This is a genomic window from Streptomyces sp. NPDC048002 (assembly GCF_040653275.1).
In the GTDB taxonomy this organism is placed as follows: domain Bacteria; phylum Actinomycetota; class Actinomycetes; order Streptomycetales; family Streptomycetaceae; genus Streptomyces.
The window spans coordinates 22,750-49,054 of sequence record NZ_JBEZNL010000047.1; the positions used below are offsets into that span (position 1 = coordinate 22,750).

General features: G+C 70.8%; 24 protein-coding genes and 3 pseudogenes. 17 read left to right on the forward strand and 10 right to left on the reverse strand.

Annotated features, from left to right (window positions below; translation table 11 throughout):
- The first annotated feature begins 28 nt into the window (after positions 1–28).
- The 3 genes from AB0E07_RS35025 to AB0E07_RS35035 all read left to right on the forward strand — a co-directional run bounded on the left by AB0E07_RS35025 (position 29) and on the right by AB0E07_RS35035 (position 2,442).
- Positions 29–412 (forward strand): DUF4406 domain-containing protein, encoded by a 384-nt coding sequence (locus tag AB0E07_RS35025; RefSeq protein ID WP_362261123.1) that lies wholly within the window; start codon positions 29–31, stop codon positions 410–412.
- A complete protein-coding gene (locus AB0E07_RS35030; RefSeq protein WP_362261125.1) occupies positions 409–1,128 on the forward strand; it encodes an NUDIX domain-containing protein in 720 nt (239 codons plus the stop codon). Before AB0E07_RS35025 ends, AB0E07_RS35030 begins: the two co-directional genes overlap by 4 nt.
- A 63-nt stretch (positions 1,129–1,191) precedes the next feature.
- Positions 1,192–2,442, forward strand: a complete 1,251-nt coding sequence (locus AB0E07_RS35035) for a hypothetical protein (protein WP_362261127.1) — start codon at positions 1,192–1,194, stop codon at positions 2,440–2,442.
- 51 nt (positions 2,443–2,493) lie between these two features.
- Here AB0E07_RS35035 and AB0E07_RS35040 read toward each other — a convergent pair whose 3' ends face one another.
- Positions 2,494–3,255 (reverse strand): DeoR/GlpR family DNA-binding transcription regulator, encoded by a 762-nt coding sequence (locus AB0E07_RS35040; protein WP_362261129.1) that lies wholly within the window; start codon positions 3,253–3,255, stop codon positions 2,494–2,496.
- An 89-nt stretch (positions 3,256–3,344) separates the two neighbouring features.
- Between AB0E07_RS35040 and AB0E07_RS35045 the strand changes: the two genes are divergently transcribed.
- From AB0E07_RS35045 to AB0E07_RS35060, 4 genes are all read left to right on the forward strand, one after another.
- Entirely contained in the window at positions 3,345–4,532 is a 1,188-nt protein-coding gene (locus AB0E07_RS35045; protein ID WP_362261131.1) for an MFS transporter, read from the forward strand.
- A 148-nt stretch (positions 4,533–4,680) separates the two neighbouring features.
- Positions 4,681–5,058, forward strand: coding sequence for a metalloregulator ArsR/SmtB family transcription factor (locus tag AB0E07_RS35050; RefSeq protein WP_362261133.1), 378 nt, complete (start codon positions 4,681–4,683; stop codon positions 5,056–5,058).
- A complete protein-coding gene (locus AB0E07_RS35055; RefSeq protein WP_362261135.1) occupies positions 5,055–5,546 on the forward strand; it encodes an SRPBCC family protein in 492 nt (163 codons plus the stop codon). The genes AB0E07_RS35050 and AB0E07_RS35055 overlap by 4 nt, the downstream gene beginning before the upstream one ends.
- 95 nt (positions 5,547–5,641) lie before the next feature.
- Positions 5,642–6,289 carry a histidine phosphatase family protein gene (locus tag AB0E07_RS35060; protein WP_362261137.1) on the forward strand — a complete coding sequence of 216 codons (648 nt, stop codon included), beginning with the start codon at positions 5,642–5,644 and terminating at the stop codon, positions 6,287–6,289.
- A 129-nt stretch (positions 6,290–6,418) separates the two neighbouring features.
- Here the strand turns inward: AB0E07_RS35060 and AB0E07_RS35065 are convergent.
- A pseudogene (locus tag AB0E07_RS35065) lies at positions 6,419–6,831 on the reverse strand (acetoacetate decarboxylase family protein); the annotation flags it as partial.
- A 170-nt stretch (positions 6,832–7,001) separates the two neighbouring features.
- On the opposite strand from AB0E07_RS35065, the gene AB0E07_RS35070 reads away from it, so the two are divergent.
- Complete coding sequence (locus tag AB0E07_RS35070; protein WP_362261139.1) at positions 7,002–9,305, forward strand: MMPL family transporter; 2,304 nt, start codon at positions 7,002–7,004, stop codon at positions 9,303–9,305.
- Between the two features lie 99 nt (positions 9,306–9,404).
- On the opposite strand, the gene AB0E07_RS35075 is transcribed toward AB0E07_RS35070, so the two are convergent.
- Positions 9,405–10,292 (reverse strand): bile acid:sodium symporter family protein, encoded by an 888-nt coding sequence (locus AB0E07_RS35075; protein ID WP_362261141.1) that lies wholly within the window; start codon positions 10,290–10,292, stop codon positions 9,405–9,407.
- 297 nt (positions 10,293–10,589) lie between these two features.
- Positions 10,590–11,126, reverse strand: a complete 537-nt coding sequence (locus tag AB0E07_RS35080) for a zinc-binding dehydrogenase (RefSeq protein WP_362261143.1) — start codon at positions 11,124–11,126, stop codon at positions 10,590–10,592.
- Positions 11,127–11,368: 242 nt separating this feature from the next.
- On the opposite strand from AB0E07_RS35080, the gene AB0E07_RS35085 reads away from it, so the two are divergent.
- Complete coding sequence (locus tag AB0E07_RS35085; RefSeq protein ID WP_362261145.1) at positions 11,369–12,343, forward strand: alpha/beta hydrolase; 975 nt, start codon at positions 11,369–11,371, stop codon at positions 12,341–12,343.
- Positions 12,344–12,446: 103 nt separating this feature from the next.
- On the opposite strand, the gene AB0E07_RS35090 is transcribed toward AB0E07_RS35085, so the two are convergent.
- Together AB0E07_RS35090 and AB0E07_RS35095 are read right to left on the reverse strand one after the other, a co-directional pair.
- A complete protein-coding gene (locus tag AB0E07_RS35090; RefSeq protein ID WP_362261147.1) occupies positions 12,447–13,016 on the reverse strand; it encodes a TetR/AcrR family transcriptional regulator in 570 nt (189 codons plus the stop codon).
- Between the two features lie 48 nt (positions 13,017–13,064).
- Positions 13,065–13,190: pseudogene (locus AB0E07_RS35095) on the reverse strand (type 1 glutamine amidotransferase domain-containing protein); the annotation flags it as partial.
- A 60-nt stretch (positions 13,191–13,250) separates the two neighbouring features.
- Between AB0E07_RS35095 and AB0E07_RS35100 the strand changes: the two are divergent.
- Positions 13,251–13,319 (forward strand): annotated as a pseudogene (locus AB0E07_RS35100) (aquaporin family protein); the annotation flags it as partial.
- Positions 13,320–13,477: 158 nt separating this feature from the next.
- Positions 13,478–14,056, forward strand: a complete 579-nt coding sequence (locus AB0E07_RS35105; RefSeq protein ID WP_362261149.1) for a DUF4240 domain-containing protein — start codon at positions 13,478–13,480, stop codon at positions 14,054–14,056.
- Here AB0E07_RS35105 and AB0E07_RS35110 read toward each other — a convergent pair whose 3' ends face one another.
- Complete coding sequence (locus AB0E07_RS35110; RefSeq protein WP_362261151.1) at positions 14,057–15,271, reverse strand: metallophosphoesterase; 1,215 nt, start codon at positions 15,269–15,271, stop codon at positions 14,057–14,059.
- 140 nt (positions 15,272–15,411) lie between these two features.
- Between AB0E07_RS35110 and AB0E07_RS35115 the strand changes: the two genes are divergently transcribed.
- On the forward strand, positions 15,412–16,344 hold the full coding sequence (locus AB0E07_RS35115; protein ID WP_362261153.1) for an aminoglycoside phosphotransferase family protein: 933 nt from the start codon (positions 15,412–15,414) through the stop codon (positions 16,342–16,344).
- A gap of 13 nt (positions 16,345–16,357) precedes the next feature.
- Here AB0E07_RS35115 and AB0E07_RS35120 read toward each other — a convergent pair whose 3' ends face one another.
- The 3 genes from AB0E07_RS35120 to AB0E07_RS35130 all read right to left on the reverse strand — a co-directional run bounded on the left by AB0E07_RS35120 (position 16,358) and on the right by AB0E07_RS35130 (position 18,455).
- Positions 16,358–16,537: a DUF6480 family protein gene (locus AB0E07_RS35120; protein ID WP_362261155.1), complete on the reverse strand. Its 180-nt coding sequence runs from the start codon at positions 16,535–16,537 to the stop codon at positions 16,358–16,360.
- 261 nt (positions 16,538–16,798) lie between these two features.
- On the reverse strand, positions 16,799–17,737 hold the full coding sequence (locus tag AB0E07_RS35125) for an alpha/beta hydrolase (RefSeq protein WP_362261157.1): 939 nt from the start codon (positions 17,735–17,737) through the stop codon (positions 16,799–16,801).
- A 76-nt stretch (positions 17,738–17,813) separates the two neighbouring features.
- Positions 17,814–18,455 carry a TetR/AcrR family transcriptional regulator gene (locus tag AB0E07_RS35130; RefSeq protein WP_362261159.1) on the reverse strand — a complete coding sequence of 214 codons (642 nt, stop codon included), beginning with the start codon at positions 18,453–18,455 and terminating at the stop codon, positions 17,814–17,816.
- 382 nt (positions 18,456–18,837) lie between these two features.
- Here AB0E07_RS35130 and AB0E07_RS35135 point away from each other — a divergent pair, with 382 nt between their 5' ends.
- From AB0E07_RS35135 to AB0E07_RS35155, 5 genes are all read left to right on the forward strand, one after another.
- Entirely contained in the window at positions 18,838–20,154 is a 1,317-nt protein-coding gene (locus AB0E07_RS35135) for an extracellular solute-binding protein (RefSeq protein ID WP_362261161.1), read from the forward strand.
- A gap of 155 nt (positions 20,155–20,309) precedes the next feature.
- A complete protein-coding gene (locus AB0E07_RS35140) occupies positions 20,310–21,137 on the forward strand; it encodes a sugar ABC transporter permease (protein ID WP_362261191.1) in 828 nt (275 codons plus the stop codon).
- Positions 21,134–22,033 (forward strand): carbohydrate ABC transporter permease, encoded by a 900-nt coding sequence (locus AB0E07_RS35145; protein ID WP_362261163.1) that lies wholly within the window; start codon positions 21,134–21,136, stop codon positions 22,031–22,033. The genes AB0E07_RS35140 and AB0E07_RS35145 overlap by 4 nt, the downstream gene beginning before the upstream one ends.
- The gene (locus tag AB0E07_RS35150; RefSeq protein ID WP_362261165.1) at positions 22,030–24,114 is read left to right on the forward strand and encodes a beta-galactosidase; all 2,085 of its coding nucleotides are present in this window, start codon (positions 22,030–22,032) and stop codon (positions 24,112–24,114) included. Before AB0E07_RS35145 ends, AB0E07_RS35150 begins: the two co-directional genes overlap by 4 nt.
- The gene (locus AB0E07_RS35155; protein ID WP_362261167.1) at positions 24,111–26,273 is read left to right on the forward strand and encodes an alpha-galactosidase; all 2,163 of its coding nucleotides are present in this window, start codon (positions 24,111–24,113) and stop codon (positions 26,271–26,273) included. Before AB0E07_RS35150 ends, AB0E07_RS35155 begins: the two co-directional genes overlap by 4 nt.
- The last annotated feature ends 32 nt before the right edge of the window (positions 26,274–26,305 follow it).

The window sequence follows — 26,305 nt, forward strand, 5'->3', positions numbered from 1 at the left end:
GCACGTTTCTGCATGTATCGTAGCGGCCGTGAACGACAAGCCCAAGCTCATCCTCATCGCCGGTCCCTATCGCTCCGGCACCAACGGCGACCCTGAGGCGATGGCCGCCCATCTCGCCCGCCTCGAAGCCGCCGCCTGGCCGGTCTTCGAAGCCGGCCACCTCCCCGCGATCGGGGAGTGGATCGCCCTGCCCGTCCTGCACTCGGCGGGCGCGGGCCCCACGGACCCGCTCGCCGACGAGGTGCTCTACCCGACCGCCGACCGCCTGCTCGCCCACTGCGACGCGGTGCTGCGGCTGCCCGGCGCATCCACCGGGGCCGACCGGGACGTGGCCACCGCCCGCCGCCGCGGCCTGCCCGTCTACTACGACGTCTCCGAGATCCCCCGCCGCACCCCGGAGACGGCCGCGTGACGGGCCGCCCCGGCATGGACGCGCCCGACCACCGCGGGCGCACCGGCCTCGACCGCGCCGGACGCGGCCTCGACCGAAACCCCGACGTCCGGGTCCGCGACGTCGAACTCACCTCCCAGGGCTGGCACGTCCTGCGCCGCACCACCTTCGACTACCGCCGCCGCGACGGAAGGTGGGAGACCCAGCAGCGCGAGACCTACGACCGCGGAGACGGCGCCGTGGTCCTGCCCTACGACACGGCGCGCGGCTGCGTCCTGCTCACCCGTCAGTTCCGCTATCCCGCCTACGTCAACGACCATCCCGACGGCATGCTCGTCGAAGCCGCCGCCGGACTGCTCGACGCGGACGACCCGGCGGCCGCCGTCCGCCGAGAGAGCGCCGAGGAGCTCGGCGTCACCCTCGGCCCGCTCACCCGTGTCCTGGATGCCTACATGAGCCCCGGCTCCGTCACCGAACGCCTCCACTTCTTCGCCGCGCCCTACACCCCGGCCGACCGCACCGGGAGCGGGGGCGGACTGGAGGAGGACGGGGAGGACATCGAGGTCCTCGAAGTGCCCTTCGCGGAGGCCCTGGCCATGACCCGCGACGGGCGGATCACGGACGGCAAGACGATCATGCTCCTGCAATGGGCGGCCCTCGACGGACCCTTCGCCGACCATCGGGTGAAAGCTCCTGGCACACCGGCGTGCAACCCTTCGAGATCGCCGATTGTCTAGCGATGGAAGGACCGTCCCCTGGACGTCACCGTCCGTTCACTCGCGCCCGCCAGAGGTCTCCCCATGCCGATCATCCAGGACCGCCGTCGTGTCCGCCGCACCGCCGCAGCCGCGCTCGGCGCCGGCGCACTGCTCGCGCTCGCCGCGGCTCCCGCCGCCTTCGGGGAGGAGGCCGCCCCCGAACTGGTCGTGGGAGGCGTCGGACCGATCGACGGGCTGAAGCCCGGGGGCGGCTTCGACGTGCCGGTCACGGTGGCGAACAAGGGGACTGTGGCGGCCGAGAAGGTATGGGTCTCCCACTCCGTCACCCGCGGACTGGACTACGCGGAGGTCCCCTCCAACTGCCGCGTCCAGCACGTTCGGTCCTACGACGAGATGCCCGAGCGCTGGTGGGCGGTGTGCGCGTTCGACCAGGCGATGGAGCCGGGTTCCGTCTACAGGCTCGACCAGCCCCTCCGTGTCACGGCACTGGACCGCGCGCTCTACGACGAGCTGGGCGTGCGTGCCTCCGAGGTCGACCCGGGGGCCGACGAGAACGGCGAGACACCGGTGCAGGGAACGGCGCCGGCGGTGAAGCTGGTCGAGGCGCAGCCCGGCAGCGAGGGGTCGGCGCGGATCGTCTTCGTGCCGGTCACGACGGTCAACACCGCGGACTACCAGGTGACGGGCGCCGCGTTGAAGGGGAACGTCGGTGACACCGTGACGATGAAGGCCACCTTCCTCAACGCCGGACCCGCCTGGGTGAAGCACCGGGAAGGGGACCGGTCCGTCAGCGTCAGGATCACGCTTCCCGAAGGCACCTCGGTCATCAAGCGCGGGCAGTTCTGCCGGGCCGAGGGCGAGGTGTACGTCTGCGGAATGCGGTCGCACTACGAGGGTGCCGGAGAGACGTACACGTTCCAGCTGAAGATCGACAAGCGGGTGGCGGGCGCCAAGGGCTCCGTGGCGCTGAGCAGCGAGTCCCGCCCGTTCGACCCGAACAAGGACAACGACAGGGCCGACATCACGCTCGAAGTGGCGGACGACGGAACCACCGGATCGACGGGTGGCTCGGGCGGCTCGACCGGAGGGACGTCCGGCTCCACGGGCGGTTCCACCGAAGGCTCGGACGGTTCCACGGGTGGCGGCGGCACGTCAGGCTCGTCCGGCGGGTCGTCGACGGGCGGCGGTACCGGATCGACGGCGGACGGCGGCGACCTGGCCACGACCGGCTCCTCGGCGCTGCCGCTCGCGGGCGTCGCCGCGGCGGCGACGGTCGTGGGCGCGGCGACCGTCGTGATCGTGCGCCGCGGCAAGGCGAGCCGCCTGGGCTGAGCGGCGCCCCGGCAGGGGTGTGGACGTTCCGGCAGGGGTGTGGACGTCCCGTCAGACCAACTTCACGGTGACACCGGCGCCTTCGAGGGCGGTGACCTCGTCCTCGGGCGCGGCGGTGTCGGTGACGAGGGTGTCGAGGAGCGTGGCCGATCCCACGTGCGCGAGGGCGGTGTGGCCGAGCTTGCCGCTGTCGGTGGCCGCGATGATCCGACGTGAGGAGGCGATGCCCGCCTTCTTCACCGCCGCGTCGTCGAGGTCGTAGGCGGTGATCCCCTCGGCCGCGCCGAGTCCGCAGCAGCCGACCACGGCGGTGTCGAAGCGCAGGGCCGCCAGGGCGGCGAGGGTGAGCGGGCCGGTCAGGGCTCCCTCGCCCGCGCGGGGGCGTCCGCCGGGCACCATGAGCGCGGTCGGGCCCGGTGCGTCACTCAGGACATGGATGGCCTGAAGCGACAGGGGCATCACGGTGAGGGGCCGTCCGCGCAGCAGGGCGGCGACCTCCAGGCAGGTGGTGCCACTGTCCAGGAGCACGGTCTCGCCGTCCCTGACGAGCGCGTCGACCTCGGCCGCGATACGGCGCTTGGCCTCCGTCGCCTCATGGGCGCGCAGCGCGAAAGGCGGTTCCTCGCCCCTGAGTTGCAGCGTGCGGGCGCCGCCGCGAACCCGCTCCAGGACCCCGTGGGAGGCGAGCACGTCGAGATCCCGCCGGACCGTCATCTCCGAGGCTCCGGTCAGTTCCGCGAGGTCACCCACCGTGACCCGCCCGGACTCCTTGACGGCCTGGGCGATCAGGCGATGGCGATCAGCGTTATTCATACCTGGATTGAAGCATCGTTCAAGCGAACATGGCGACTGTTCGAAACTCGCACTTCTGAACATTAATTGTGTTCGTTATGGTGTTCGGCATGGCACACCCCTCGCTCAGCGCCGCCCGCGTGGCGACGTTCGTCTACTTCGTCCTCAACGGCACCCTCCTCGGCGTGTGGGTCGTACAGATCCCCGCCATCGAGGAGCACGTCGGCATCAGCCACGCGACCCTGGGCGGCCTGCTGGTCCTGCTCGGCGGCGGCGCCTTCCTGGGCATGCAGGTGGCCGGGCGTCTGGTCGACCGCCTGGGGACCGGTGTCGTGGTCCCGGCGGCGGGCGTGCTGTGCAGCCTCACCCTGATCCTGCCCGGCCTCGCCCCGGAACCGTGGACGCTGGGCGCGGCCCTGCTGGTCTTCGGCTTCGGCAACGGCTGCCTGGACGTGAGCATGAACGCCCACGCGGTGCACGTCGAGAAGGCGTACGCCCGGCCCGTGATGTCCGCCTTCCACGCCACCTTCTCCGTCGGCGGCGTCATCGCCGCGCTGGTCGGAGCCGGGGCGGCCGGCGTCGGCATGTCCACGGCCGTCACGCTCGGCGCGGTCGCGGTCCTGGGGGTCGTGACGGCCCTGGTGGCCGCGCGCGGCCTGCTGCCGGGCGCGCCCGTCGACGACTCCGAGGCCCCGAACCCGGCCGGCAAGCGTGCCGTCCCCTCCCGGATCTGGGTCCTCGCCGGCCTCGCCCTGGTGGTCATGCTCTGCGAGGGCGCCGCCAACGACTGGAGCGCGCTGCACCTCAAGAGCGTCCTGGGCGCGCCGGAGTCCACCGCGGCGCTCGCCTACGGCTCCTTCGCCGCCGCCATGACCGTCGGCCGGTTGCTCGCCGACCGGGTGACGGCCCGGTTCGGCCCGATGGCCGTCCTGCGCTACGGATCGGCGATGGCGGCGGTCGGCATCACCGCGGTGGCCCTCCTGCCCTGGGTGTGGGCGGCCCTCGCCGGCTGGGCGCTGTTCGGCCTGGGCCTGTCGGGCTGTGTTCCGCAGCTGTTCAGCGCGGCCGGTCACGCCGATCCCGCGGCGGCGGGCGCCAACGTCTCCCGTGTCGCCGGCCTCGGCTACCTGGGCATGCTCGCGGGCCCCGCGGTGATCGGCTGGCTGACCCACCTGGTGCCCCTCAATGAGACGTTCCTGCTCATGACCCTGCTCTGCGCGGTCGCCGCCGGGGCCGCCGGAGTGCTGCGCACCACGGAGCAGGACAGCCCGCGCGAACCCGCGCACACCACCCCCTGACCGCCTGTGCAGCATCGGCCTGACCCCATGCTGCACAGGCGCCGCGGCCCGGCGTTGAGCCGAGGGCTCGTAGAGCGGGAGCGCGGCAGGGGTCGCGAGATCCGTGAGTGAACGGGCGGACGCGTAACCGATGGGTTACGCTTCCGGTGTGGACGATCTGAGCGGGGTGGCCGATGCCATCGCCGACCCGGTGCGCCGGGAGATCCTGACGCTGCTGCGCCATGCCCCGCTGACGGCGGGTGACATCGCGGGCCGCTTCGCGATCAGCCGCCCCGCGGTGAGCCGGCATCTGCGCGTGCTGCGGGAGTGCGGCCTGGTCGAGGACGAGCAGGTCGGCCGCCACCGGCGCTACTCGCTCGTCCCGGCCCGACTGGGGGACCTCGCCGACTGGCTCGCCCAGTTCGAAGCGGAGAGCGGCCTCTGGTCGCGGCGCCTGGCGGCGCTCGACACCGAGGTCCACCGCACCCGACGCGACCGCGCCCAGCACCGCACGGCCGCTCACCACCCGACGGAGGACACCGCATGAACCCCGAGCCCAGCGGACGACTCGTCCCCACCCCGACGGGTCACGACCTGATCCTCACCCGCACCTATCGCGCCGGAGTCGACGACGTCTGGGCGAGCGTCACCGAATCGGAACGCACCGCCCGCTGGTTCGGCCCATGGCGCGGCGAGGCGGCACCGGGCCGGACCATCGAGGTCCAGATGACCTTCGAGGAATCGGATGCCTGGATCCCGGTGCGCGTCGACGCCTGCGAGGCGCCGCACCGCCTCGCCGTGTCGACCCAGGACGAGGCCGGCGCGTGGTCGCTCGAACTGCTGCTGACCGAGGCCGACGGCCGCACCGAGCTGCGCCTCGTCCACCACCTCACCGCCACCGGGCAGCTCGGCGAGATCGGCCCCGGCTGGGAGTACTACCTGGACCTCCTCACCGTCGCGCGCACGGGCGGCCCCCGCCCCGGCTTCGAGGACTACTACCCGGCGCAGAAGGCGTACTTCGAGTCCCTCGTCTGAGCCGCACCGGCCGTGGGCCGACGGGTATCCCCTTGGCCCACACCCGCGGGATCGGGCAAGGTGGATCAACTTCCCGTACGAACAGGACCGTCGTCATGCCTCTCATCTGCCTCGTCCGTCACGGTCAGGCGTCCGCCGACGCCGAGGACTACGACGTCCTGTCCGAACTCGGGCGCGCCCAGGCCACAGCCGTCGGGGAGGAACTCGCCCGCCGCGGCCTGCGCGATCCGCAGCTGGTGTCGGGCACGCTCCTCCGCCAGCGCGACACCGCCCAACTGGTCGCCGAGGCGGCCGGATTCGGCCGGATGCCGGAGCAGGACCCGCGCTGGAACGAGTACGACCACCTCGCCCTCATCGACCGCTACGCACCGCCGCCGCACGGGTCCACCTCCGTACAGGACCTCATCGACCAGGCGCTGTCGGCCTGGATCGACGACACCGGTGCGAGCGAGAAGGAGTCCTGGACCGCCTTCACCGCCGGTGCCGACGCCGCGCTGGCCGAGCTGCGGAGCGCGCTCGGCAGAGGGCGCGACGCCGTCGTCGTGACCTCGGGCGGTGTCCTCGCCGCCCTGTGCGGTTCGTTGCTCTCGCTGCCCCGCGAAGGGGTCGTCGCCCTCAACCGGGTGACCGTGAACGCCTCCGTCAGCACGCTCGTGGTCGGCGCCTCGGGCACCACGTTGCTGACGTTCAACGAGCACGCCCACTTCGCCGGCGACCGGCGGTCCATGCTCACCTACCGCTGAACGAGTCCCTGCGGTGCGCTCCGTTCGGCGCAGGCCCGGTGGTGGTGACCCGGACGGCGTCCGGCGCGGCCGAGACCCGTGAGATGAGCCGCTGGAGCAGGGCCGGGTGATGGATGCGGGCAGGCCCGGCGAGCTGACGCGCTCGCCGCTGGCGTGGGCGCTCTGCTTCGGCGTCGCCGCCAGGAGCGAGAGGTCGACTCCGTCGGCGTCGTTGGCCACGCGGGCGCTGGTTCGGTCCCGTTCGATGTCGACGCCGAGGCCGGTGACCCACTTGGGGAAGCCGTAGCCGTCGTGGCCGCGCACCTGGGCGATCTCGGTGCTGACCGGCAGAGTCAGAGCACGTAGGAGTCCACGTGCTCGTTCTTGAGGTCGGAGACGAGGTCGAAGAAGCCGAGCCCGCCGTGCCGTGCGGGTTTCACGGCGATGCCGACGGCGGCCTCGGTGTAGAAGTCGATGTCGCACACGTCGTAGCGGAAGAACATCACGGAGATCAGCCCGAGCCCTTGTGCGACCTCCAGCGGCGCCAGTTCCTCGGGGAGCCGGGTCGGGGGTCCATGTGGCACCGAGCCGCAATGTAAGCGCTGTCAACAATCGAGTCGCCTTCTCGCCGAGGCGGGTGCTCCGCGATGCGACTTTGCCTCTCGTTGTTAATTTACAGCAGACTGTAAAAATGCCGTATGGTGCAAGCACTCGACCAGTTAGGAACACTTCGATGGCCTCACGCCTGTATGCCTGGGCGCGCTGGATGGTGCGCCACCGCCGCTCGGTGATAGCGACCTGGGTCCTCCTCCTCGCCGTCGTCGGCGGCCTCGGCGCGACCCTGCACGGCAAGACCTCCACCGAGTTCACCGTCCCGGGCGTGGAGTCCCAGCAGGCTCAGGACCTGCTGCAGGAGAGGTTCCCGCCCGCCGCCGGCGGCGTCGTCCGCGTGGTGATCGCGGCCCCCGAGGGCAGGACCGTCACGGGCCCCACGCAGCGCGAGGCGATCGACGACGTGCTGGACGACGCGGCGAAGGTGGAGGGCGTCGTCGCCGTGTCCCGTCCCTCGTCGGCGGGCGGCGCTGTCTCGGCGGACCGCGCCATCGCCTACTCCGACGTCCGGTTCTCCGTGGAGGCCTCCGAAGTGACGGAGGAGGCGAAGGAGGAACTGGCCGCGGCGGTGGAGCCCCTGCGCGACAGCGGGATGCGGGTCGAGCTGGGCGGCTCGGCCATGCTCCCGCAGACCGAAGCGGGCGGCCCGGCCGAGGTGGTCGGTGTCGTCATCGCCTTCCTGATCCTCGCCGTCGCCCTCGGTTCCGTGGTGGCGGCCGGTCTGCCGCTGCTGACCGCGCTTCTCGGCGTCGCCGTCGGTGTGCTCGGCACGATGTTCGTCTCCGGCTTCGTGGAGATGACGGGAACGGCGACCACGCTCGCGCTGATGATCGGCCTGGCGGTCGGCATCGACTACGCCCTCTTCGTCATCTCACGCCACCGCGAGCAGCTCGCCGATCCGGAGACCGACTGGGAGGAGTCGATCGCACGGGCCACGGCCACGGCCGGCAGCGCTGTCGTCTTCGCCGGTGCCACGGTCGTGATCGCCCTCGCCGCACTGGCCATCACCGGCATTCCGTTCCTCACGATCATGGGGCTCGCGGGTGCGGTGACCGTGCTCGTCGCCGTCCTGGTCGCCATCAGCCTCCTGCCGGCCGTACTCGGTGTGTTCGGCGAGCGCATGCGCCCCCGCAAGGCCCGGAGCAAGGTCCGGAGCAAGGACCGGAGCAGGGCGGCGGGGCAGGCCCAGCGCAACGCCGAGAGCGAGGCCGAGAGCGATGCCGAGCGAGCGGACCGTGCCGCCGGCACCTGGGGTCTTGCCTGGGCCCGTGCCGTCACCCGCGCACCCGTGCTCGTCCTGCTCGCCGGAGTGCTCGGTCTGCTGGCCCTCGCGCTGCCCGCCCGTGACCTCCGCCTCGGCCTGCCCAGTTACGCCTCCCAGCCCGAGACCAGTACCCAGCACCAGAGCTACGAACTGCTCACGGAGGGCTTCGGTCCCGGCTTCAACGCCACCCTCATCACCGTCGTGGACACCGAACGCATCCCACGGGACGAACGGCAGACCACCGTGGCCGAACTGCGCGGCGAGCTGGCCGCCGACCCGAACGTGGCCGCCGTGTCACCACCGGTCTCCAGCCCCTCCGGCGGCCTCGTGGTCATGTCCGTCGTGCCGAGGTCGAGCCCCGACGCCCAGGCCACCACCGACCTGGTCCACCGCATGCGCGACCACGCGCCGACGGTCTCCGACGCCGGCGGCTCCCTCTACGTGACCGGGCAGACCGCCATGGCCATCGACGTGGCCGCCAAGCTCGGCAGCGCGCTGCCCCTGTTCATCGGCGTGATCGTCGTCCTGGCGCTGTTCCTGCTGGCCATCGCCTTCCGGTCGGTGCTGGTGCCGCTCAAGGCCGCCCTGGGCTTCCTGCTCTCGGTCGGCGCGAGTCTGGGCGCCTCGGTCTGGGTCTTCCAGCAGGGCCACCTCAACGACGTGCTCGACGTCGCCGCGACCGGACCGGTCACCAGCTTCCTCCCGGTCCTGCTGACCGGTGTCCTCTTCGGACTCGCCATGGACTACGAGGTGTTCCTCGTCAGCCGGATGCGCGAGCACTACGAGCACAGCAAGGACCCGGCCGCGGCCATCGCCGAAGGCGTCTCGCGCAGCGCACGGGTCGTGGTGGCGGCCGCGCTGATCATGGTCGCGGTGTTCGGCGGGTTCGTCTTCAACCACGACCCGATCGTCAAGTCCATCGGGTTCGCTCTGGCCTTCGGCGTCTTCATCGACGCGTTCGTCGTCCGCATGATGCTCGTGCCCGCCGCCATGGCGCTGCTCGGGCGGCACGCCTGGAGCATGCCCAGGTGGCTGGACCGTGTCCTGCCGGACGTGGACATCGAGGGCGCACGCCTCCCGGCCGCGACCGCGGTACCCATGGACTCGGGAGCCGACCTGAAGACGGACACCTCCGACGACAGGACGGCCGTACGGGCCTGACGCTCGCCGTGAGGGGAACCGCCCGGGCCGCGAGGAGCGGACCCGGGCGGTTCCCGGTATCCGGTGACGTACGCGACGGGCCGGTCAGGCCGCCGCCGGTCAGGCCGTCCGGGCGGGCCGGCGGGAGGTTCGGGTACCCCGAGTCATCAACCATCCGGCGAGTGCCGCGATGGGGTACATGAGCACGCCGTAGACAGCGGCCGGCACCGCGAGGCTGACGCTGCCGAGCACGCTGATCGCCAAGGTCATGGCGACGGCGCTGTTGTGCACGCCTATCTCCATGGAGCAGGCGATCGACTGGGGCTTGTCGAGCCTCGCCAGACGGGGCACGAAGTACCCGGTCGTCAGGCTCAGTACGCAGAAGACCACCGCCACGGGGCCCACGTCCGTCAGGTAGTCGACGATGTTGTCCCGTTCCGACACCAGCGCGCCGACGATGACCGCGAGCAGGACGGCGACCGACAACTGCCGTACCGGACCGTCCATGCGCAGCGCGAAGGCCTCCGAACGCCGCCGTACGGCCATGCCGATCGCCACCGGGACGAGCACGAGGGCGAAGACCTGGAGCACCTTGCCGAACTGGAGCCCCATACCGCTCTCACCGATGTCCGGCTCGAAGTGGCCCAGCGCGAGGTTGGTGATGACGGGCAGCGTCACGATGGCCAGGACCGCGTTGACCGCGGTGAGCGTGACGTTCAACGCCACGTCGCCGCCGAAGAGATGACTGAAGAGGTTCGCCGTCGTCCCGCCCGGCGACGCGGCCAGGAGCATCATGCCGACGGCCAGCACCGGGGACAGGTCGAAGGCGAGGACGAGGCCCAGGCATACGGCGGGCAGGAGCAGGAGTTGGCAGAGCATCGCCACGACGACGGCCCTGGGATGGCGGCGCACCCGGCGGAAGTCGTCGACGGTCAGGGACAGGCCCAGCCCGAACATGATGATGGCGAGTGCCAGCGGGAGGAACACCGTGGCGAGGGGAGAGTCCATGCGCGGCTTCGTCTCCAAGGGCGAGGATGACGCGGAGGGAGGTGCGGGGCGACTCGCGCGTGACGGACGGATGTCGGCCGCATGACGGCTCTGCTTGAGCCGCTGCTGCATCGCGCACAGTAGGTGCCGCCGTGAGCACTGTCAACATTCCTGGCTGTGCAGGATCTCCGCGGTCGGGGCGCCGTGGTGCCGGCCCGGGAGGGGGCGGGCGTCCCCGGGCAGCGCGAAAGCCCCGCCGGCGCCGCTCGGTGCGGTGGCGGGGCTCTGGGCTGTGGAGTTGGCCCCTCGGGCCGTAACTCAGTCGTTCACCAGCAGGATCTTGCCGGTGTGGCCGCCCGCCTCCATGAGGCGGTGCCCTTCGGCGGCCTCCGCCATGGGAAGCGTCCGGTCGACGACCAACTGCACGGTGCCGTCCTCGATCAGCGGCCAGACCTTCTCCTGGACCTCCGCCACGATGGCCGCCTTGTCCGCCTTGGACCGGGTGCGCAGCGTGGTGCCGTGCACGGAGAGCCGCTTGAACAGTTGCCCGGCGGGGACCGCGACCTTCTGGGTGTATCCGCCGCCGGTCAGCAGGGCGCAGACCTCGTCACCGACCTGCCGGCCGGTGACTCCCTCGCCCAAGGCGCTGACGCGGCCAGAGACTTCGAGGCCCGGGTAGGGGGACCAGCCGGGCCGGAGCGGGTAGAGGCCCCGGCGCTGCATGACGTCCGCCCGGTTGAGGGCGCCGGCCACGACGTCGACGACCACTTCGCCCGCGGCCGGGATCGGGTCCTCCGCATCGGTCCACCGCAGAACCTCGGGACCGCCGTGTTCCGTGATCGATACGGCCTTCATGGCACTTCCGTTCTCGGGGCCGAGCCGCCGGCCCCGGTTCGAGTTCACATGTGTGCGATGTTTACATCATCACGTGCAAAAGTATGCGGTGTCAACATGCGCATATCGCCTCACATTGCAAATACCGGAAACTTCCCGAAGGATGGGACGGGGCTCGTGCCGCGCGGGGGTCGGGGGACGCAGCGGTGGCGGCCGACACGGCCCACGAGACCAGCACGCACCCACTCGATGATGGAGCGGACATGACTGAGCTTCCCCCTCCGATCACCCCGTACCTCGAACCCGCCGCGAAGGAACTGTGCGAGGCGACGGACCCGCACCCCCGCATCTACGAGGTCCCGCCGGAGAAGGGCAGGGAGATCCTGCTCAGCCTCCAGGTCGACCCCGGCGTGCCGCGGCCGGAGGTCGACGAGGAGTGGGTGGACGTCGACGCGGGGGAGTGGGGCACGGTCCGCACCCGCATCATCCGACCGAAGGGGGCGACGGGGGCCCTGCCGGTGCTCTTCTACATCCACGGCGCGGGATGGGTCTTCGGCGACGACAAGACCCACGACCGACTGTTCCGCGAACTCGCCGTGGGCGCGGGGGCCGCGGGTGTCTTCCCGGTCTACGACCGGGCCCCGGAGGCGAAGTACCCGACCCAGGTCGAGCAGAACTACGCGGTGGGCCAGTGGGTCCTGGAGCAGGGCGCCGAGCACGGCCTGGACACCTCGCGCATCGCCGTCACCGGTGAGTCCGTCGGCGGCTGCATGTCGGCGGTGTTCGCGCTCATGAACAAGGAGCGCGGCGGCATCGACCTCAAGGCCCAGTGCCTGCTCTACCCCGTCGCCGACGCCGACTTCGACACGCCGTCCTACCTGCAGTTCGCCGAGGGCTACTACCTCACGCGGGACGGCATGAAGTGGTTCTGGGACGCGTACACCACGGACCCGGCGCAGCGCGCCGAGCACTACGCCTCCCCCTTGCGGGCCACCCTCGACCAGCTCAAGGGTCTGCCCGTGACCATGGTCATCACCGATGAGGCGGATGTCCTGCGCGACGAGGGCGAGCAGTACGCCAACAAGCTGCGCGAGGCGGGCGTCGACGTGACGTCGGTCCGGGTCGCGGGCATGGTCCATGACTTCCTGCTCCTGGACAGCCTGCGCGACACCCATGCCGCCAACGTGGCACGCAAGCTCGCCGTCGACTTCCTCAGGACAGCACTACAGGGCGGGTAGTCGCCCAGCGGGAAGCGGGCCGTCGCACGGCGGCCCGCCTCCTCGGCGCGCCGGGCGGTGACCGCGTGAGGTGCCGCAGGCGGAGTCGTCGATAGGCTGTCCGTCAGCCTTGCGGCAGGGAAGCGGCGGCCGCCCGGACGAAGGCCATCGCGGTGTCGAGGTCTCCCGGCTCCGACTGGTGCGTCAGTTCGCCGATCACGCTGGCCACCGTGGCCGCCAGGATCCGGGGTGCGAAGTCGTCGGGCTCCCAGCCCCGTTCCTCCGCCAGGAGGCGCGCGCCGTCCTGGATGACCTCGGTCAGTCGCCCCCCGCACAGGCCCTTCAACTGCGGGTTGGCATGGAGCATCCGGTTGTTCAACTCGTCGAACGTGCCCTGATGCGCGGCCTGTTGGCGCAGCCACTGCTCCAGGGTGTCGATGATCCCCTGACCCTGCGGCCGTTGGTGCAGCGCATCGGCCAACTGGTCGACGAACTCGTTGAAGTGCGCCATGGCCAGTTCGAGCTTGGAGGGGAAGTACAGCGTGACCGTGCGCGGCGAGACCTCGGCCGCCTCGGCGATGTCGGCGATGCTCGTGTGGTCGAAGCCCCGCTCCGCGAACAGCTCGTAGGCGGCGGTCAGAATGGCCTGCCTGCGCCGCGCCTTGCTCCGCTCCCTGAGGCTGTCACCAGTCATGACAGCAACTTTACCAGTGGCGGTTAATTTGCAGTCGGATGTAAACTTCTATCGGTGCGTGCCGATGCCGGCGACGAGACGCTCGGCCGGCGGCTCGGAGGACGGCGGGTTCTGACCCGTGTACACGTTGTGGTCGACCACGATGTACGGCCGCAACGTGAACAGCGCCTTGGAGCCTCCCGGACACCCCTGACCGTCGGGGCCGCCGCCGAACCTGGGCACCGCCCTGCTCGGCTGGGCGAGGTGGTGGCCACCGCCGGTCTGGTCCTGCTGATCTTCGGCCTGGCCCGCACCGACCGTCTCGACCACCCCCCGGGCCGACCAAGCAGGCCGACCCGGCCGAGCCCGGCCGCAAGGGCGGCTGCTGCGGCTCGTGACATGCCCGCAGCGGAAACGTCGGACAACGCGCCGCAGGATCGGCCCGGAGCGATTGTCGGAGGGGCGTGACAGAGTGCGCGGTCATGGACAACGACACCTTCTGGGACGTCATCGAAACCGCGCGAGCCGGGGCCGCCGCATCGGGTGAGCCATTCGACGAGGTTCTCGTGACGCAGCTCGCCGGGAGGCAACGGCAGGAGATCCTGGAGTACGCGGCACGCTTCGACGAGGTCCACGACGCCCTGTACCGCTGGGACGTGTGGGCGGCCGCCTACCTCATCGGGGGCGGATGCTCCGACGACAGCTTCATGGACTTCCGAGCCGGAGTGATCGCTTGGGGCCGGCAGTGGTACGAGCGCGTGGCCGCCGACCCCGACAGCCTCGCGACGCACCCTGAAGTCGTGGAGGAGGCGAGCGCCCCGGACCGTTCCGAGACGCTCTTCTACGAAGACGTCAACTACGCGGCCGCCGGGGCGTTCGAACGGATCACGGGTGATGCCGATGCCTTCTACGAGGCGTGGCGCGAGTTCCGCGGGGCCGGCACCGAGAACCGCGAAGAGGTCGACATGGGCGAGGACTTCGATTTCGAGGACGACGGCGAGATGAACCGTCGCCTTCCCCGGCTGGCCGCACTGTTCATCGGCGCCGGCGCCGGCACCTGACTACGGGGACGTGTGCGGCGCGCGGAGTACGAGCAGGGTGATCTCGCTCGGGGCGAAGACACGGAACGGTGGGCCCCAGAACCCGGTGCCGCGGCTGGTGTAGAGGAGGGTGCGCTCGCCGTGCCGGGTGAGACCGGCCAGGGCGGGCTGGTCGAGGCGGACCAGGTAGTGGAAGGGCCAGATCTGGCCGCCGTGGGTGTGGCCGGAGAGCTGGAGGTCGATGCCGCCCGCGGCCGCCCGGCCGACGAACTTGGGCTGGTGGGCCAGGAGCAGGACGGGCAGCTCGGGGTCGACGCCTTCGAGGGCCCCGTCGAGGTGGGCGCGATGGCCCGGCAGACCGGAGGACTCGGCGGTCACGTCGTCGACGCCGGCGACCACGAGGGTGTCGCCGCCGCGTTCGAGCAGGACATGGCGGTTGCGGAGCGGCTCCCAGCCCAGTTCGTCCATCAGGTCGACCCAGCCCTGGGCCTCGCTGTAGTACTCGTGGTTGCCGGTGACGTAGACGCGGGCGTGTGCGGCCCGCACGGTTCCCAGGGGAGTGGCCTGGGCGCGGCGGCGTTCAGCCGTGCCGTCCGCGATGTCGCCGGTGTGGCAGACGAGGTCGGCCTCCAGGGAGTTCACCGTCTCGCACACCCGTTCCGACCAGCGGGCGCGGTCGAGGGGGCCGTAGTGCGTGTCGGTGATGAGCGCGACGCGCAGGCCGTCCAGCCCGGCGCCGAGCCGGGGGAGCTGTACGTCGAGACGGCGGACGCGAGGTACACGCCGGGCTTCGGCGTAGCCCCAGCCGAGGAGGGCGGCGGCGGTGACGAGCACGGCCCAGGTGACGAGGCGGGCACGATCCTGGCCGTCACCGACGCCGGCCATGGTCAGGGCGAGCCGCAGGGGGATGCCGAGCAACAGGGACCAGGTGAACAGCACCCAGCTGGAGCCGAGCAGGCTGTCACCGAGGATCGCGGCCCCGTCCTGCTGGCGCCGTCCGTGGCCGCGCGCCATCGCGAGCGGCATGACGACGAGCCCCAGGACGAACAGGGCGGTGCCGGCGACGGTGACGAGCGGCGGCCAGTGCTGGCCGGTGTACAGCAGCATCCAGCAGGGCACGGCCCACAGCAGGACAGGAGCGATCAACGGCAGGTAACGCATCACGCGGTGCAGCCAACTCTGCCGTGGCGCTGGCGCTTCACTGTCGGCGGGTCGGGTGTTGCTGGTGTCGGTCACGCTTGCCCTCTCTGCCCAGGCTGCCGTCCCGCGCACTGTATCCGGTGGCCCGAGGGCGAGCCGGGCCGGTGTGCGGCGCGGGGCCCGGTACGACGTTCCGGGCGGACTCCGGTCGCCTCCGGTCCGCGTAGGGTGCCGGGATGATTGCGATTCCGGAGGAGTTCGCCCGCGGCACCGTCGATCGCGAGGGAGCAGCCGGGGCGGCGTGGCTCGCCGAGCTGCCCGGGATCGTGGAGGAACTGCTGGGGCGCTGGGAGTGCGTGCCGGACGGCGCGGTCATGCACGGGGGCGTCGGTGTCATCGTGCCGGTGCGGCGGTGGGACGAGGGGAGCGCCGTGCTGAAGGTGTCCTACCCCCATCCGGGCAACGTCCATGAACCGGACGCGTTCCTGGCGTGGGGAGGGCGCGGTGCCATCGCCCTGTACGAGCGCGACGACGCTCGTTTCGCGATGCTGCTGGAGCGGGTTCAGCCGTTCACCCTGGCGGAGATCGCGGACGGCGACGAGGTGGTGACCGTCGCCGGCCGGCTCAACCGGCGATTGGCCGTCCCCGGGCCACTCGGTCTGCCCCGGCTGTGTGAGCGGGCCGACGGCTGGGTGGAGCAGCTGGTGAAGGACGCCGGGGAGGTTCCGCACGCATTGCCGCGTCATGTCGTCGATGCTGCCGTCGCGACCGCCCGGGACCTGGGCAGCGCTCAGCCGGACCTTCTCGTTCACGGTGACCTGCATGCCCGGAACATCCTGCGTGCCGACCGCGAGCCGTGGCTGGCCGTCGATCCCAAGGGATGCGCGGGAGATCCGGCCTACGACGGGGGCACCTTGCTGAAATCCCGTGCCCTTTCGCTCCTTGAGGCGGATGATCTGCGCAAGGCCGCCCACCGCGTCCTCGACGTCTTTGCCGCTGCCGCGGAACTCGACCGCGAACGCGTCCGGAGGTGGGCCCAGTTCCATGCCGTTCAGGCTGCTTTCTGGGGTCGCCGTCACGGGTTTCGTGTCGCCCGAAGTGGACCGCGTCTGGACCGGATCACCGCATTCGCCGACCACCTGGCGGAATTGCTCACCGAACAGTCGTAGGGGCGGCGGCAGGTCACAGGGAGAAGACCCGCATCAGGAAGAAGGCGGCGATCAGCAGGGAGCCGATCACGATCAGGGAAAGCCACCACAGCGGGTGGTCCCAGACCCCGCCGTCGGGCCGTTCCTGATGGGCTTCGGCAATCGACCCCTCGACAGCGGGCGTCTCACCGGGAGGAGGTAGTTGCTCACTCATGGTCACGCCTCCGGAAACATCGTCAGCGGGGCGAATACCTCGCCCCTTGAACGGGAGCGAATCCTTGCCGGGCAAACACCCTGTCGAAAGCTATGTGGGTTTCCGGTGCCGGGGTTCCTTCGGATGCCGCTCACTGAAATTCTCGTCCAAGGGGCACCTCGCCGAAAGTTCGGCCCTCAGGATGGGGCGCCCCTCGGTTGCCGGTGCGAATACCTCAGGTGTCCGCATGGCGACGAGGGGCGCCGACGCGACTCCGTGGCGTCAGGGCTTGGCCGAGTAGACGACACCGGGCAGGTTCTGGGCCGCGGAGCCCCAGACCTGGTCGTACAGGGCCGGGTCACCGGCGAGCGTGTGGAGCAGCCACGCCGTCGTGACGCCCTGCGTCAGCCGCTGCTGGGCGGCGCGCGTGATTCCGCCGCTGTCGCAGCCGAATCCGGAGCTGTCCTCGAAGCCGCAGTGGAACCCACCCGTGATGACCCGGAGCTGCGTGGCGGCGGGCTTGGCGTCGTACATCTTCCGCTGGTGGTCGGCCACCGGGGCGATGGTGTCGGCGCTGCCGCCGACGTACTGGGCGGGGACGGTGACTGCCCTGGACGCGCTGACGGCGGAAGGGTTGGTCTCGGCCGCGGCCAGCGTGGAGACGCTCTTGACCGCGGGGTTGAGGCTCGCCGCGACCAGGGCCGCCCCGCCGCCCATGGAGTGGCCGGAGACACCGAGCCTGGACGTATCGACCGCGCCCGCGAAGCGTGACCCGGTGCTGGTGTTCTGGATGCTGAGCCAGGTGAGCGCGGCGTTGAGGTCCGCCGCGAAGGCCGAGTGGCTGGGGAAGAGACCTCCCTGGGACTTCGGGGTGACCGTGATGAAGCCCCACGAGGCGTAGTGCCTGAGCAGGCTCTCGTACTGATTGGTGCTCTGGAGGAAGCCGTGGCCGAAGGCGAGGCCGGGGTGGGCGCCGACGGCGACGGGCTGGTTCGCGCCGGACGCCGTGCCCGGATACCAGACCCGTGCGCTGTAGGAACGGCCCGACGCCGACACGGTCAGGTCGGTGTAGGCCACGGGGAACGCGCCGGGGGCGGCCGGATCGATCGCCGCCGCGGACGTGGTTCGTTCGGCCCGGGCGTGCGCGGTGAGGCTCGGGCCCGCCGCGAGGGCGAGCAGCGTGAACAGGGTCGTGGCGATTCTGAGTGAGTTGCGGAGCACGCGATCACCTTTTCTGTGGGGAGGAACGGTGACTCCTGATGGATTACGTGTGCTTGAGCAAATACTTCCGGCGGTGTCAGGCGAGGAAATCGGCGAGCAGCGGGCTGACGAGCCGCTCGATGTGGTGGCGGCGTACTTCCGGCTTGACGTTCACCAGAGGCAGGGGCCCGCTCAGTGCGGGTGAGTGCGTGAGCAGGGCCAGGTGGGGGAGCAGTACGAGGAGCAGGGAGAGCAGCGCGTCGAGATCGGCTTCCTTGCGCAGTCGGCCCGCTTCGAGCGCCGTTTCCAGCAGGGGGCGCAGGGCGCCGGCGTAGAGATCGTTCACGGGGGTTCGGACGGCGGTGCGCACCGCCGGGTCCATTTCCATGTTGGTCGCCGCGGTGATGCCTCGCTCCAGTGGATTCTCCGCGAAGTAGGTGATCCACGCCTCGATCGAATCCGTGAGGTGAGTGGCGAAGTCCGCCGAGCCGTCGTAGGTGTCCAGCCATGGCCTCATGTGCAGGTACACCCGTGCCGACGTCTGCTCGGCCACGTAGGTGAAGAGGTCCAGCTTTCCCGCGAAGTACTGGAACAGGGAGCCTTTCGCCACGCCGGCTTCCCGGGCGATCACATTGAGGCTGCCCGTTGAATATCCGTGCGTGCCGAACTCGTCCATCGCGGCGATGAGTACGCGTTCTCTGCGTGCCGGGGACAAGCCGTGCCAGGTTGCCGTGGGCATGAATGCTCCCCTCGATGACCGGGTGGTCATGTCGTCGCCTGGACATAGTGGGTTGCCCCTGACGGCCTGTCAATGGAGCGCGCGGCAGTCCGGTGTACGGTCCATGCGTAATCGATTGCGCGATCTTCTTCGACTGTCTGCTCGCGTCCATGCGACAGCTATATGCGCAGGTCAGACCGCATCTAGTGACTATATGTAACATCACGAAATGATCTCGAAACAGGATCTGGATGGGTTGATGACGCTGAAGTCATTGACTTGCGTCCCTCCATGCTGTTCTCGTTTGCGCCACCGCTTCGTCGGAGCGGACCTCGGGACAAGGAGCACCCTCATGGCGATGCGTGGTCGTACTTCACACGTCAGACGCTTCACGATCGGCGCGGTGACGCTGGCACTCACCGCGGTGACCGCATGCGGCGGCGGCGACGGCGACGACGGGACCAACGGCTCGGCGGCCGCCTCGTCCTGCGAACCCGCCGCGGGCAAGGTCACGTTGGACTACTGGTCCTGGGTCCCCGGCATGGAGGAGGCCGTCGACCTGTGGAACAGCGAGAACCCCGACATCCAGGTCAAGGTGAAGACCACGCCCTCGGGCAACGCGGGCACGTACCAGAACCTCTCCAACGCCCTGAAGGCCGGCAAGGCCCCCGACCTCGGCCAGATCGAGTACGACTCCCTCGCCAGCTTCCGGCTCAAGGAAGGACTGCGGGACATCTCCTCCTGCCCCGGCGTGAGCGAGGCGGGCTCCCGGTTCGTCGACTGGACCTGGTCCCAGGTGGAGTTCGGCGCCGACGGCGAGGACGGCGTCTGGGCCGTCCCCCAGGACACCGGCCCCATGGCCCTGTTCTACCGCAAGGACGTCTACGACAAGCTCGGTCTCAAGGCGCCGACGACCTGGGACGAGTACGCCGAGCAGGCCCGCACCATCAAGAAGGCGGGGAAGTACATCACGCACTTCTCCCAGACCGACCCCAACTGGTTCACCGGCCTGCTCTGGCAGAACAAGGCGACCATGTTCGAGCGGGACGGCGACACCTGGGCCGTCACCGTCGACCGGCCCGAGAGCCGCGAGGTCGCCGACTACTGGCAGAAGCTCATCGACGACAAGCTCGTCGCCACCGACCTCCAGGGCTTCTCTCCCGCCCTGTACAAGGCGTGGAACAGCGGCGAGGTGGTCACCTGGATCAGCGCCGCCTGGGGGTACAGCACCATCCGGGACAACGCCAAGTCGACGGACGGCAAGTGGGCGGTCGCCCCCATGCCGCAGTGGAACGCCGGTGACCAGCAGGCCGGCAACTGGGGCGGATCCACCACCGCGGTCCTGGGCAAGACCGAACACCCCGCGGAGGCCGCGAAGTTCGCCCTCTGGCTCAACACCGACCCCGAGGCCCTGGAGATCCTCAACCGGGAGGGCGGCCTCTACCCGGCGGCCACGGCCGGACTCGACCTGCCCGCACTGAAGAAGCCGGTCGACTTCTACGGCGGGCAGCAGATCTTCGACGTCTTCGCCGAGGCCTCCGCCAACGTCGACACCGGGTTCACCTGGGGGCCGACCATGACGGACACCTACCGCTTCCTCAGCGACGGCACGTCCGGCGTCATCGCGGGCGAGACGACTCTCGGCGAGGTCCTCAAGGACACCGGCACGCAGAGCGCCGACTCCCTGCGCAAGCAGTCCCTCGAAGTGACCGGCGGCTGACGCTCCCCCTCCTGCCTCTCCCTGCTGCCGCCGATGCGCGGCGGCAGGGGACAGCACCGCAAAGGCTGCCCGTGACCCCCAACACCCCACCGGCCCCGGCCCACCGCCGCGGACGCCGGGCCCTCACCCCGTACGCCTTCCTCACCCCCTTCCTCATACCGTTCGTCCTCTTCACGCTCGTCCCCGTCGGCTACGCGTTCTGGCAGAGCCTGCACAAGACCGAGCGGACGGGCGGCACCTTCGGCCGGACCCAGTCGGTGTTCGCCGGGTTCGACCAGTACGCCCAGGTCGTCAAGGAGCCCTACTTCACCGAGAGCGTCCTGCGCGTCACCGGCTTCGCGCTCGTCCAGATCCCCGTCATGCTGCTGCTGGCCCTGACGCTCGCCCTGCTGCTCGACTCCGCGGTCGCCCGCGCCAAGCGGTTCTTCCGGCTGGTGTACTTCGTGCCCTACGGCATTCCCGGCGTGGTCGCCGCCCTCATGTGGGCCTTCCTCTACGACCCGCGGCTGTCACCCGTGGTGGACCTGTTCGACTCCGTCGGCGCCCACGTCGACCTGCTCGGCCCCGACGCCATCCTGTGGTCCATCGGCAATGTCGTGACGTGGACGTACACCGGCTACAACATGCTCATCATCTACGCCGCCCTCCAGGCCATCCCGGCCGACATCGGCGAGGCGGCCCGCGTCGACGGCGCGAACGGCCTCACCACGGCCCTGCGCATCAAGATCCCGATCATCCGGCCCGCGCTCGTCCTCACCGGCGTCTTCTCCATCATCGGAACCTTCCAGCTCTTCACCGAGCCGCAGGTCTTCCGCGCCATCTCGACCAGCGTCACCAGCACCTACACCCCCAACCTCGCCGCCTACTCGCTCGCCTCGGGCGACAGTTACAGCGAGGCCGCCGCGCTGTCGGTCATCCTCGCCGTGGTCACCTTCGCCCTGTCGTTCGCGTTCCTGCGCTTCACCTCCAGGAGGCAGGGATGAGCCTGCTCACCCGTACCGAGGGCGCCCACGCGGTGCCGAACCGACCCCGTCGCGGACCACGGACGACCGCCCCCGCCGTCGCGGCGAGCGTGTTCATGATCCTCGTCGCCTGCTACATGCTGCTCCCGGTGTACTGGCTGCTGGTCTCCTCGACCAAGAGCCAGGGCGACCTGGTCACCACCCCGGGCTTCCGTCTCGCCGACTGGCACCTCGGCGACAACCTCTCCGCCCTCTTCAGCCAGCAGGACGGCGTCTTCGGCCGCTGGCTGGTCAACAGCCTCCTCTACGCCGGCGCCGGAGCGGCGGTGGCGACACTCCTGGCCGCCGCCGCCGGCTACGCCCTGGCCAAGTACACCTTCCGCGGTCGGGAGGCGGTGTTCTCGATCATCCTGGGCGGAGTCCTCGTGCCCGCCACCGCACTCGCGCTGCCGCTGTTCCTGCTCTTCGCCGAGATCGACGCCACCAACACGTTCTGGTCGGTGTTCCTGCCCAGCATCGTCAGCCCGTTCGGCGTCTACCTCTCCCGCATCTTCGCCGCCGCGTCCGTCCCCGACGAGGTGATGGAGGCCGCCCGCATGGACGGCGCCGGGGAGTTCCGCATCTTCCGCACCATCGCCCTGCGGCTGATGTCGCCGGCCATGGTCACCGTGTTCCTGTTCCAGTTCGTCGTCATCTGGAACAACTTCCTGCTCCCGCTGGTCATGCTCCAGGACGACCGCCTCTACCCGGTCACTCTCGGCCTGTTCACCTGGCAGTCCCAGACCAGCCGACTGCCCGAACTCCAGACCCTCACCATCGTGGGCGCCCTCGTCTCGGTCGTGCCCATCGTCCTGACCTTCCTCCTGCTCCAGCGCTACTGGCGCGCCGGACTCGCCGCCGGAGCCGTGAAATCGTGAACCACCCCCTCCTCGACGTGACCCGCAGGCTGGGCGGCATCGCCTACGGAGGCGACTACAACCCCGAGCAGTGGCCCCGCGAGACCTGGCACGAGGACGTGCGCCTGATGCGGGAGGCGGGTGTCAACCTCGTCACCGTCGGAGTGTTCTCCTGGTCCCGTATCCAGCCGCGGCCCGACACGTTCGACTGGACCCTCCTGGACGAGGTCCTGGACCTGCTGCACGAGCACGGCATCGCCGTGGACCTCGCCACTCCCACGGCCGCCCCACCCCCCTGGTTCACCCGGCGGCACCCCGACGCGCGGCCGGTCACCGCCTCCGGCACCCGGCTCGCCCACGGCAGCCGACAGGTCTTCTGCCCCAGCAGCCCCGACTACGCCCGCGCCGCCGACACCGTCGTGGAGGCGCTCGCGGCCCGGTACGGCGACCACCCGGCGGTCGTCATGTGGCACGTCCACAACGAGTGGGGCAACCACAACGCCCTGTGCTACTGCGACACCAGCGCCGCCGCCTTCCGAACCTGGCTGCGGCAGCGCTTCGGATCGCTCGACGCGCTCAACGCGGCCTGGGGAACGGACTTCTGGAGCCAGCGCTACGGCGACTGGGACGAGATCGACCCGCCGCGCGAGACGACCGCCTTCCGCAACCCCGGCCAGGAACTCGACTACCGCCGGTTCTCCTCCGACGCCCTGCTCACCCGGCACCGCGCCGAGAGCGCGATCCTGCGCCGCATCGCCCCCGAACTGCCTCTCACCACCAATGTGATGGGCACCCTGGAGAAGAAGATCGACGGATTCGCCTTCGCGTCCGCGGGCGACTTCGTGTCGGTCGACCACTACCTCCCGGCCGCCGACGAGGACGGCCACATCGACCTCGCGCTCAACGCCGACCTGGCCCGCGGCATGGCCGCGGGCCGCCCCTGGCTGCTGATGGAACACTCCACCTCCGCGGTCAACTGGCAGGGCGTCAACGTCGCCAAGCGGCCCGGCGAGACCCGCCGCACCAGCCTCACCCACCTCGCGCGCGGCGCCGACGGGCTGATGTTCTTCCAGTGGAGGCAGTCCCGGGCCGGAGCGGAGAAGTGGCACTCCGCGATGCTCCCGCACGGCGGGACCGACAGCCGGATCTGGAAGGAGGTCAAGGCCCTCGGCGCCGAACTCGCCTCCCTGGGCGCGGTCACCGGCACCCGGGTCCGGGCCGACGTGGCGATCCTCTTCGACTGGCACACCTGGTGGGCCCTGGAGTTGCAGGCCCGCCCCACGGACCGGCTGACCTACCTGGACCTGGTCCGCGACTGGTACGAGGCGCTGTGGACCCAGAACATCACCTGTGACCTCGTCCCACCCGGCTCACCCGGCCTCTCCCGCTACCGCGCCGTCCTCGCCCCCGGCCTGTACCTGCTCACCGACAACGATGCCGCGCACCTGACCCGCTACGTCGAACAGGGCGGCCACCTCGCCGTCGGCTGTCTCGGCGGAGTCGCCGACGAGCACGACCGGATCCGTCACGGAGCACACCCGGGCGCCCTGCGCGAGGTGCTCGGCCTGGTCGTGGACGAGTACCTGCCGCTGCGGGACGGTGAGGACGCGCTCACCGAGGACGGGGCGCGGGTGCGCCACCTGGCGGAACGGGTCGAGCCCCGGGGCTGCGCCACCGTGCTCCGCTACGCCGCCTCCCCCGAGGGCGGCCCGGCCCGGGGCGGCCCCGCCGTGACCCGGCACACCTTCGGCGGCGGAACGGCCTGGTACACGGCAGGCCGCCTGCCCGTACCGGCCCTGCGCGACCTGGTGCGTACCGTGTGCCGGGAAGCCGGAGCGGAGCCGGTCCTCGCCGCACCTCCCGGTCTCGAGGCCGTACGCCGCACCGACGAGGACCACAGCTATCTCTTCCTGATCAACCACACGGAGGAACCGATGACCGTGTCCGTGGCAGGGGTCGCACTGGCCGGGACGGAGATCGCCTCCGGTCAGGCCCTCGTACCACCCGGAGGAGTCGCGGTCGTTCGCGAGGACCGCGCCCCGTCGACCCCGGACGAGCCCGCCCCCGCGGCGGGAGACCACCTGCAAGGAGCAACCGCGTGACGACTTCACCGACCCCCGCCGACCCGGGGCAGCCGATCGAGATCGACGAAGCCACCGGCACCGTACTGATCCGCCTGCGCCGGAGCGTCTACGTCCTCGGGGTCGACCGGGCGGCGGCAGTCGTGCGGCACATCCACTGGGGCGCGCCCCTTCCCCTCGCGGACGCGGTCGCCCTGCCGGCCTGGACGGAGCACGACAACAGCTTCGCCGGGCGGTACGACGGCACCGAGGAGTTCCCGGTGGAGGGCGGGGCGCGCTTCGGCGTCCCGGCGCTGGAGGTGCGGTTCGCCGACGGCTCCCACCTCCTCGAAGCCGAGGTCCAGGACCTCGCCCTGGCGGCGGACGGCCACCTGGTGATCAGCCTGCGGGACCGCGTCCGGCCGCTGTCGTGGCGGCTGCACTACCGCGTCCGCGCCGACACCGACGTGCTGGAACGGTGGACGGAGGTCACCCACACCGGCACCGGGGACGACGGGGACATCCGGCTGCTGCGCTGCTCCTCGGCGCACTGGCCCATGCCGATGCGACCCTTGTGGCGGCTGGGCTCCGTGCACGGAGGCTGGTCGGCGGAGGGCCGCCTGGAACGCGCGGTCCTGCCGGTGGGCGAGACCGTCCTCGGCAGCCGCCGTGGCCACACCGGTCACCACGCCAACCCCTGGGTGGCCCTCGACCCCGGCGACACGGGCGAGGAACACGGCGAGGTGAAGGTCGTCGCCCTGGCCGCCAGCGGCAGTTGGCGCATCACCGCCCAGCGCACCGCCGCCGGCCGGACCGGGGTCGTCGTCGGCGAGGGACACGAAGGCACCGAGCTGAGCCTCGCCCCGGGCCGGACCCACACCACCGCGGTCAGCCTCGGCCTGCACACCGGGCACGGCTTCGGCGCGGCGAGCCGGGCCTTCCACAGCCACCTGCGCGCGCACGTCCTCCCGCACCCCGGGGAACTGCGGCCGGTGCTCTACAACTCCTGGGAAGCCACGTCGTTCCAGGTCAGCGAGGACAACCAGCTCGCCCTCGCACGACGGGCGGCCGCACTGGGCGCGGAACTGTTCGTCCTGGACGACGGCTGGTTCCGCGGCCGCCACGACGACCGCTCCGGGCTCGGTGACTGGACGCCCCACGAGCAGCGGTTCCCCCGGGGACTCCGCCCGCTCAGCGACGAGGTCCACCGCCTCGGGATGGCTTTCGGCCTGTGGGTGGAACCGGAGATGACCAACCCCGACAGCGACCTGTACCGCAAGCACCCCGACTGGGTCCTGCACGCCCCCGACCGCACCCCGACCGAGCTGCGCAACCAGCTCGTCCTGGACTTCTCCCGGTCCGATGTCGTCGCATGGGCGCTGGAGTGGCTGCGCCGCACCGTGACCGAGGCCGATGTCGACTTCCTCAAGTGGGACTTCAACCGGTCGTTCACCGAGGCGGTCGCGCACGGAGCGGGGCAGGACGCACGGCGCGTCCACATCGAGCACGCCCGCGGCCTGTACCGCGTACTCGACCAACTGCGCTCGGACTTCCCCGAGCTGCGGATCGAGGGGTGCGCGGGCGGCGGCGGACGGGTGGACCCCGGCATCCTGGCCCGCAGCGACCAGGTCTGGACCTCCGACAACACCGACGCGGTGGACCGTCTCACCATCCAGCACGGATTCAGCCAGCTCTACCCCGCCTGCGTGATGTCCGCCTGGGTGACGGACAGCCCCAACCCCCTCACCGGGCGGGAGGTTCCGCTGCCCTTCCGCTTCCACAGCGCGATGGCCGGTGTGCTCGGCCTCGGCGGCGACCTCACCCGCTGGACGGAGGCCGAGCTGGCGCAGGCGGCGGAACTGGTCGCGGTCTACAAGGACATCCGGCCCGTCGTGCAGCACGGACGCCAGTACCGCCTGCTCGCACCGGACGAGGGGCGCACGACGGCCGTCCAGTACGTCAGCGAGCAGGGTGACCGCACGGTCGTGCTGCTCCTGCGCCCCGGCACGTCCTTCGTGCACGGACACGAACCGGCGCCCTTGCGGCTGCGCGGACTGGAGCAGGACGCCGTGTACCGCGACGAGGACACCGGACAGGAGTGGTCCGCCCGGACGCTGACCGCCTTCGGTCTGCCGGCGCCCCGGCTCCCGGCGGGTGACTGCGCCAGCGCGCTGGTGAGGCTGCGGCGCGTGGAGTCCTGACGACGTCCGCGCCGGTGCCGTCCCACCGGCGC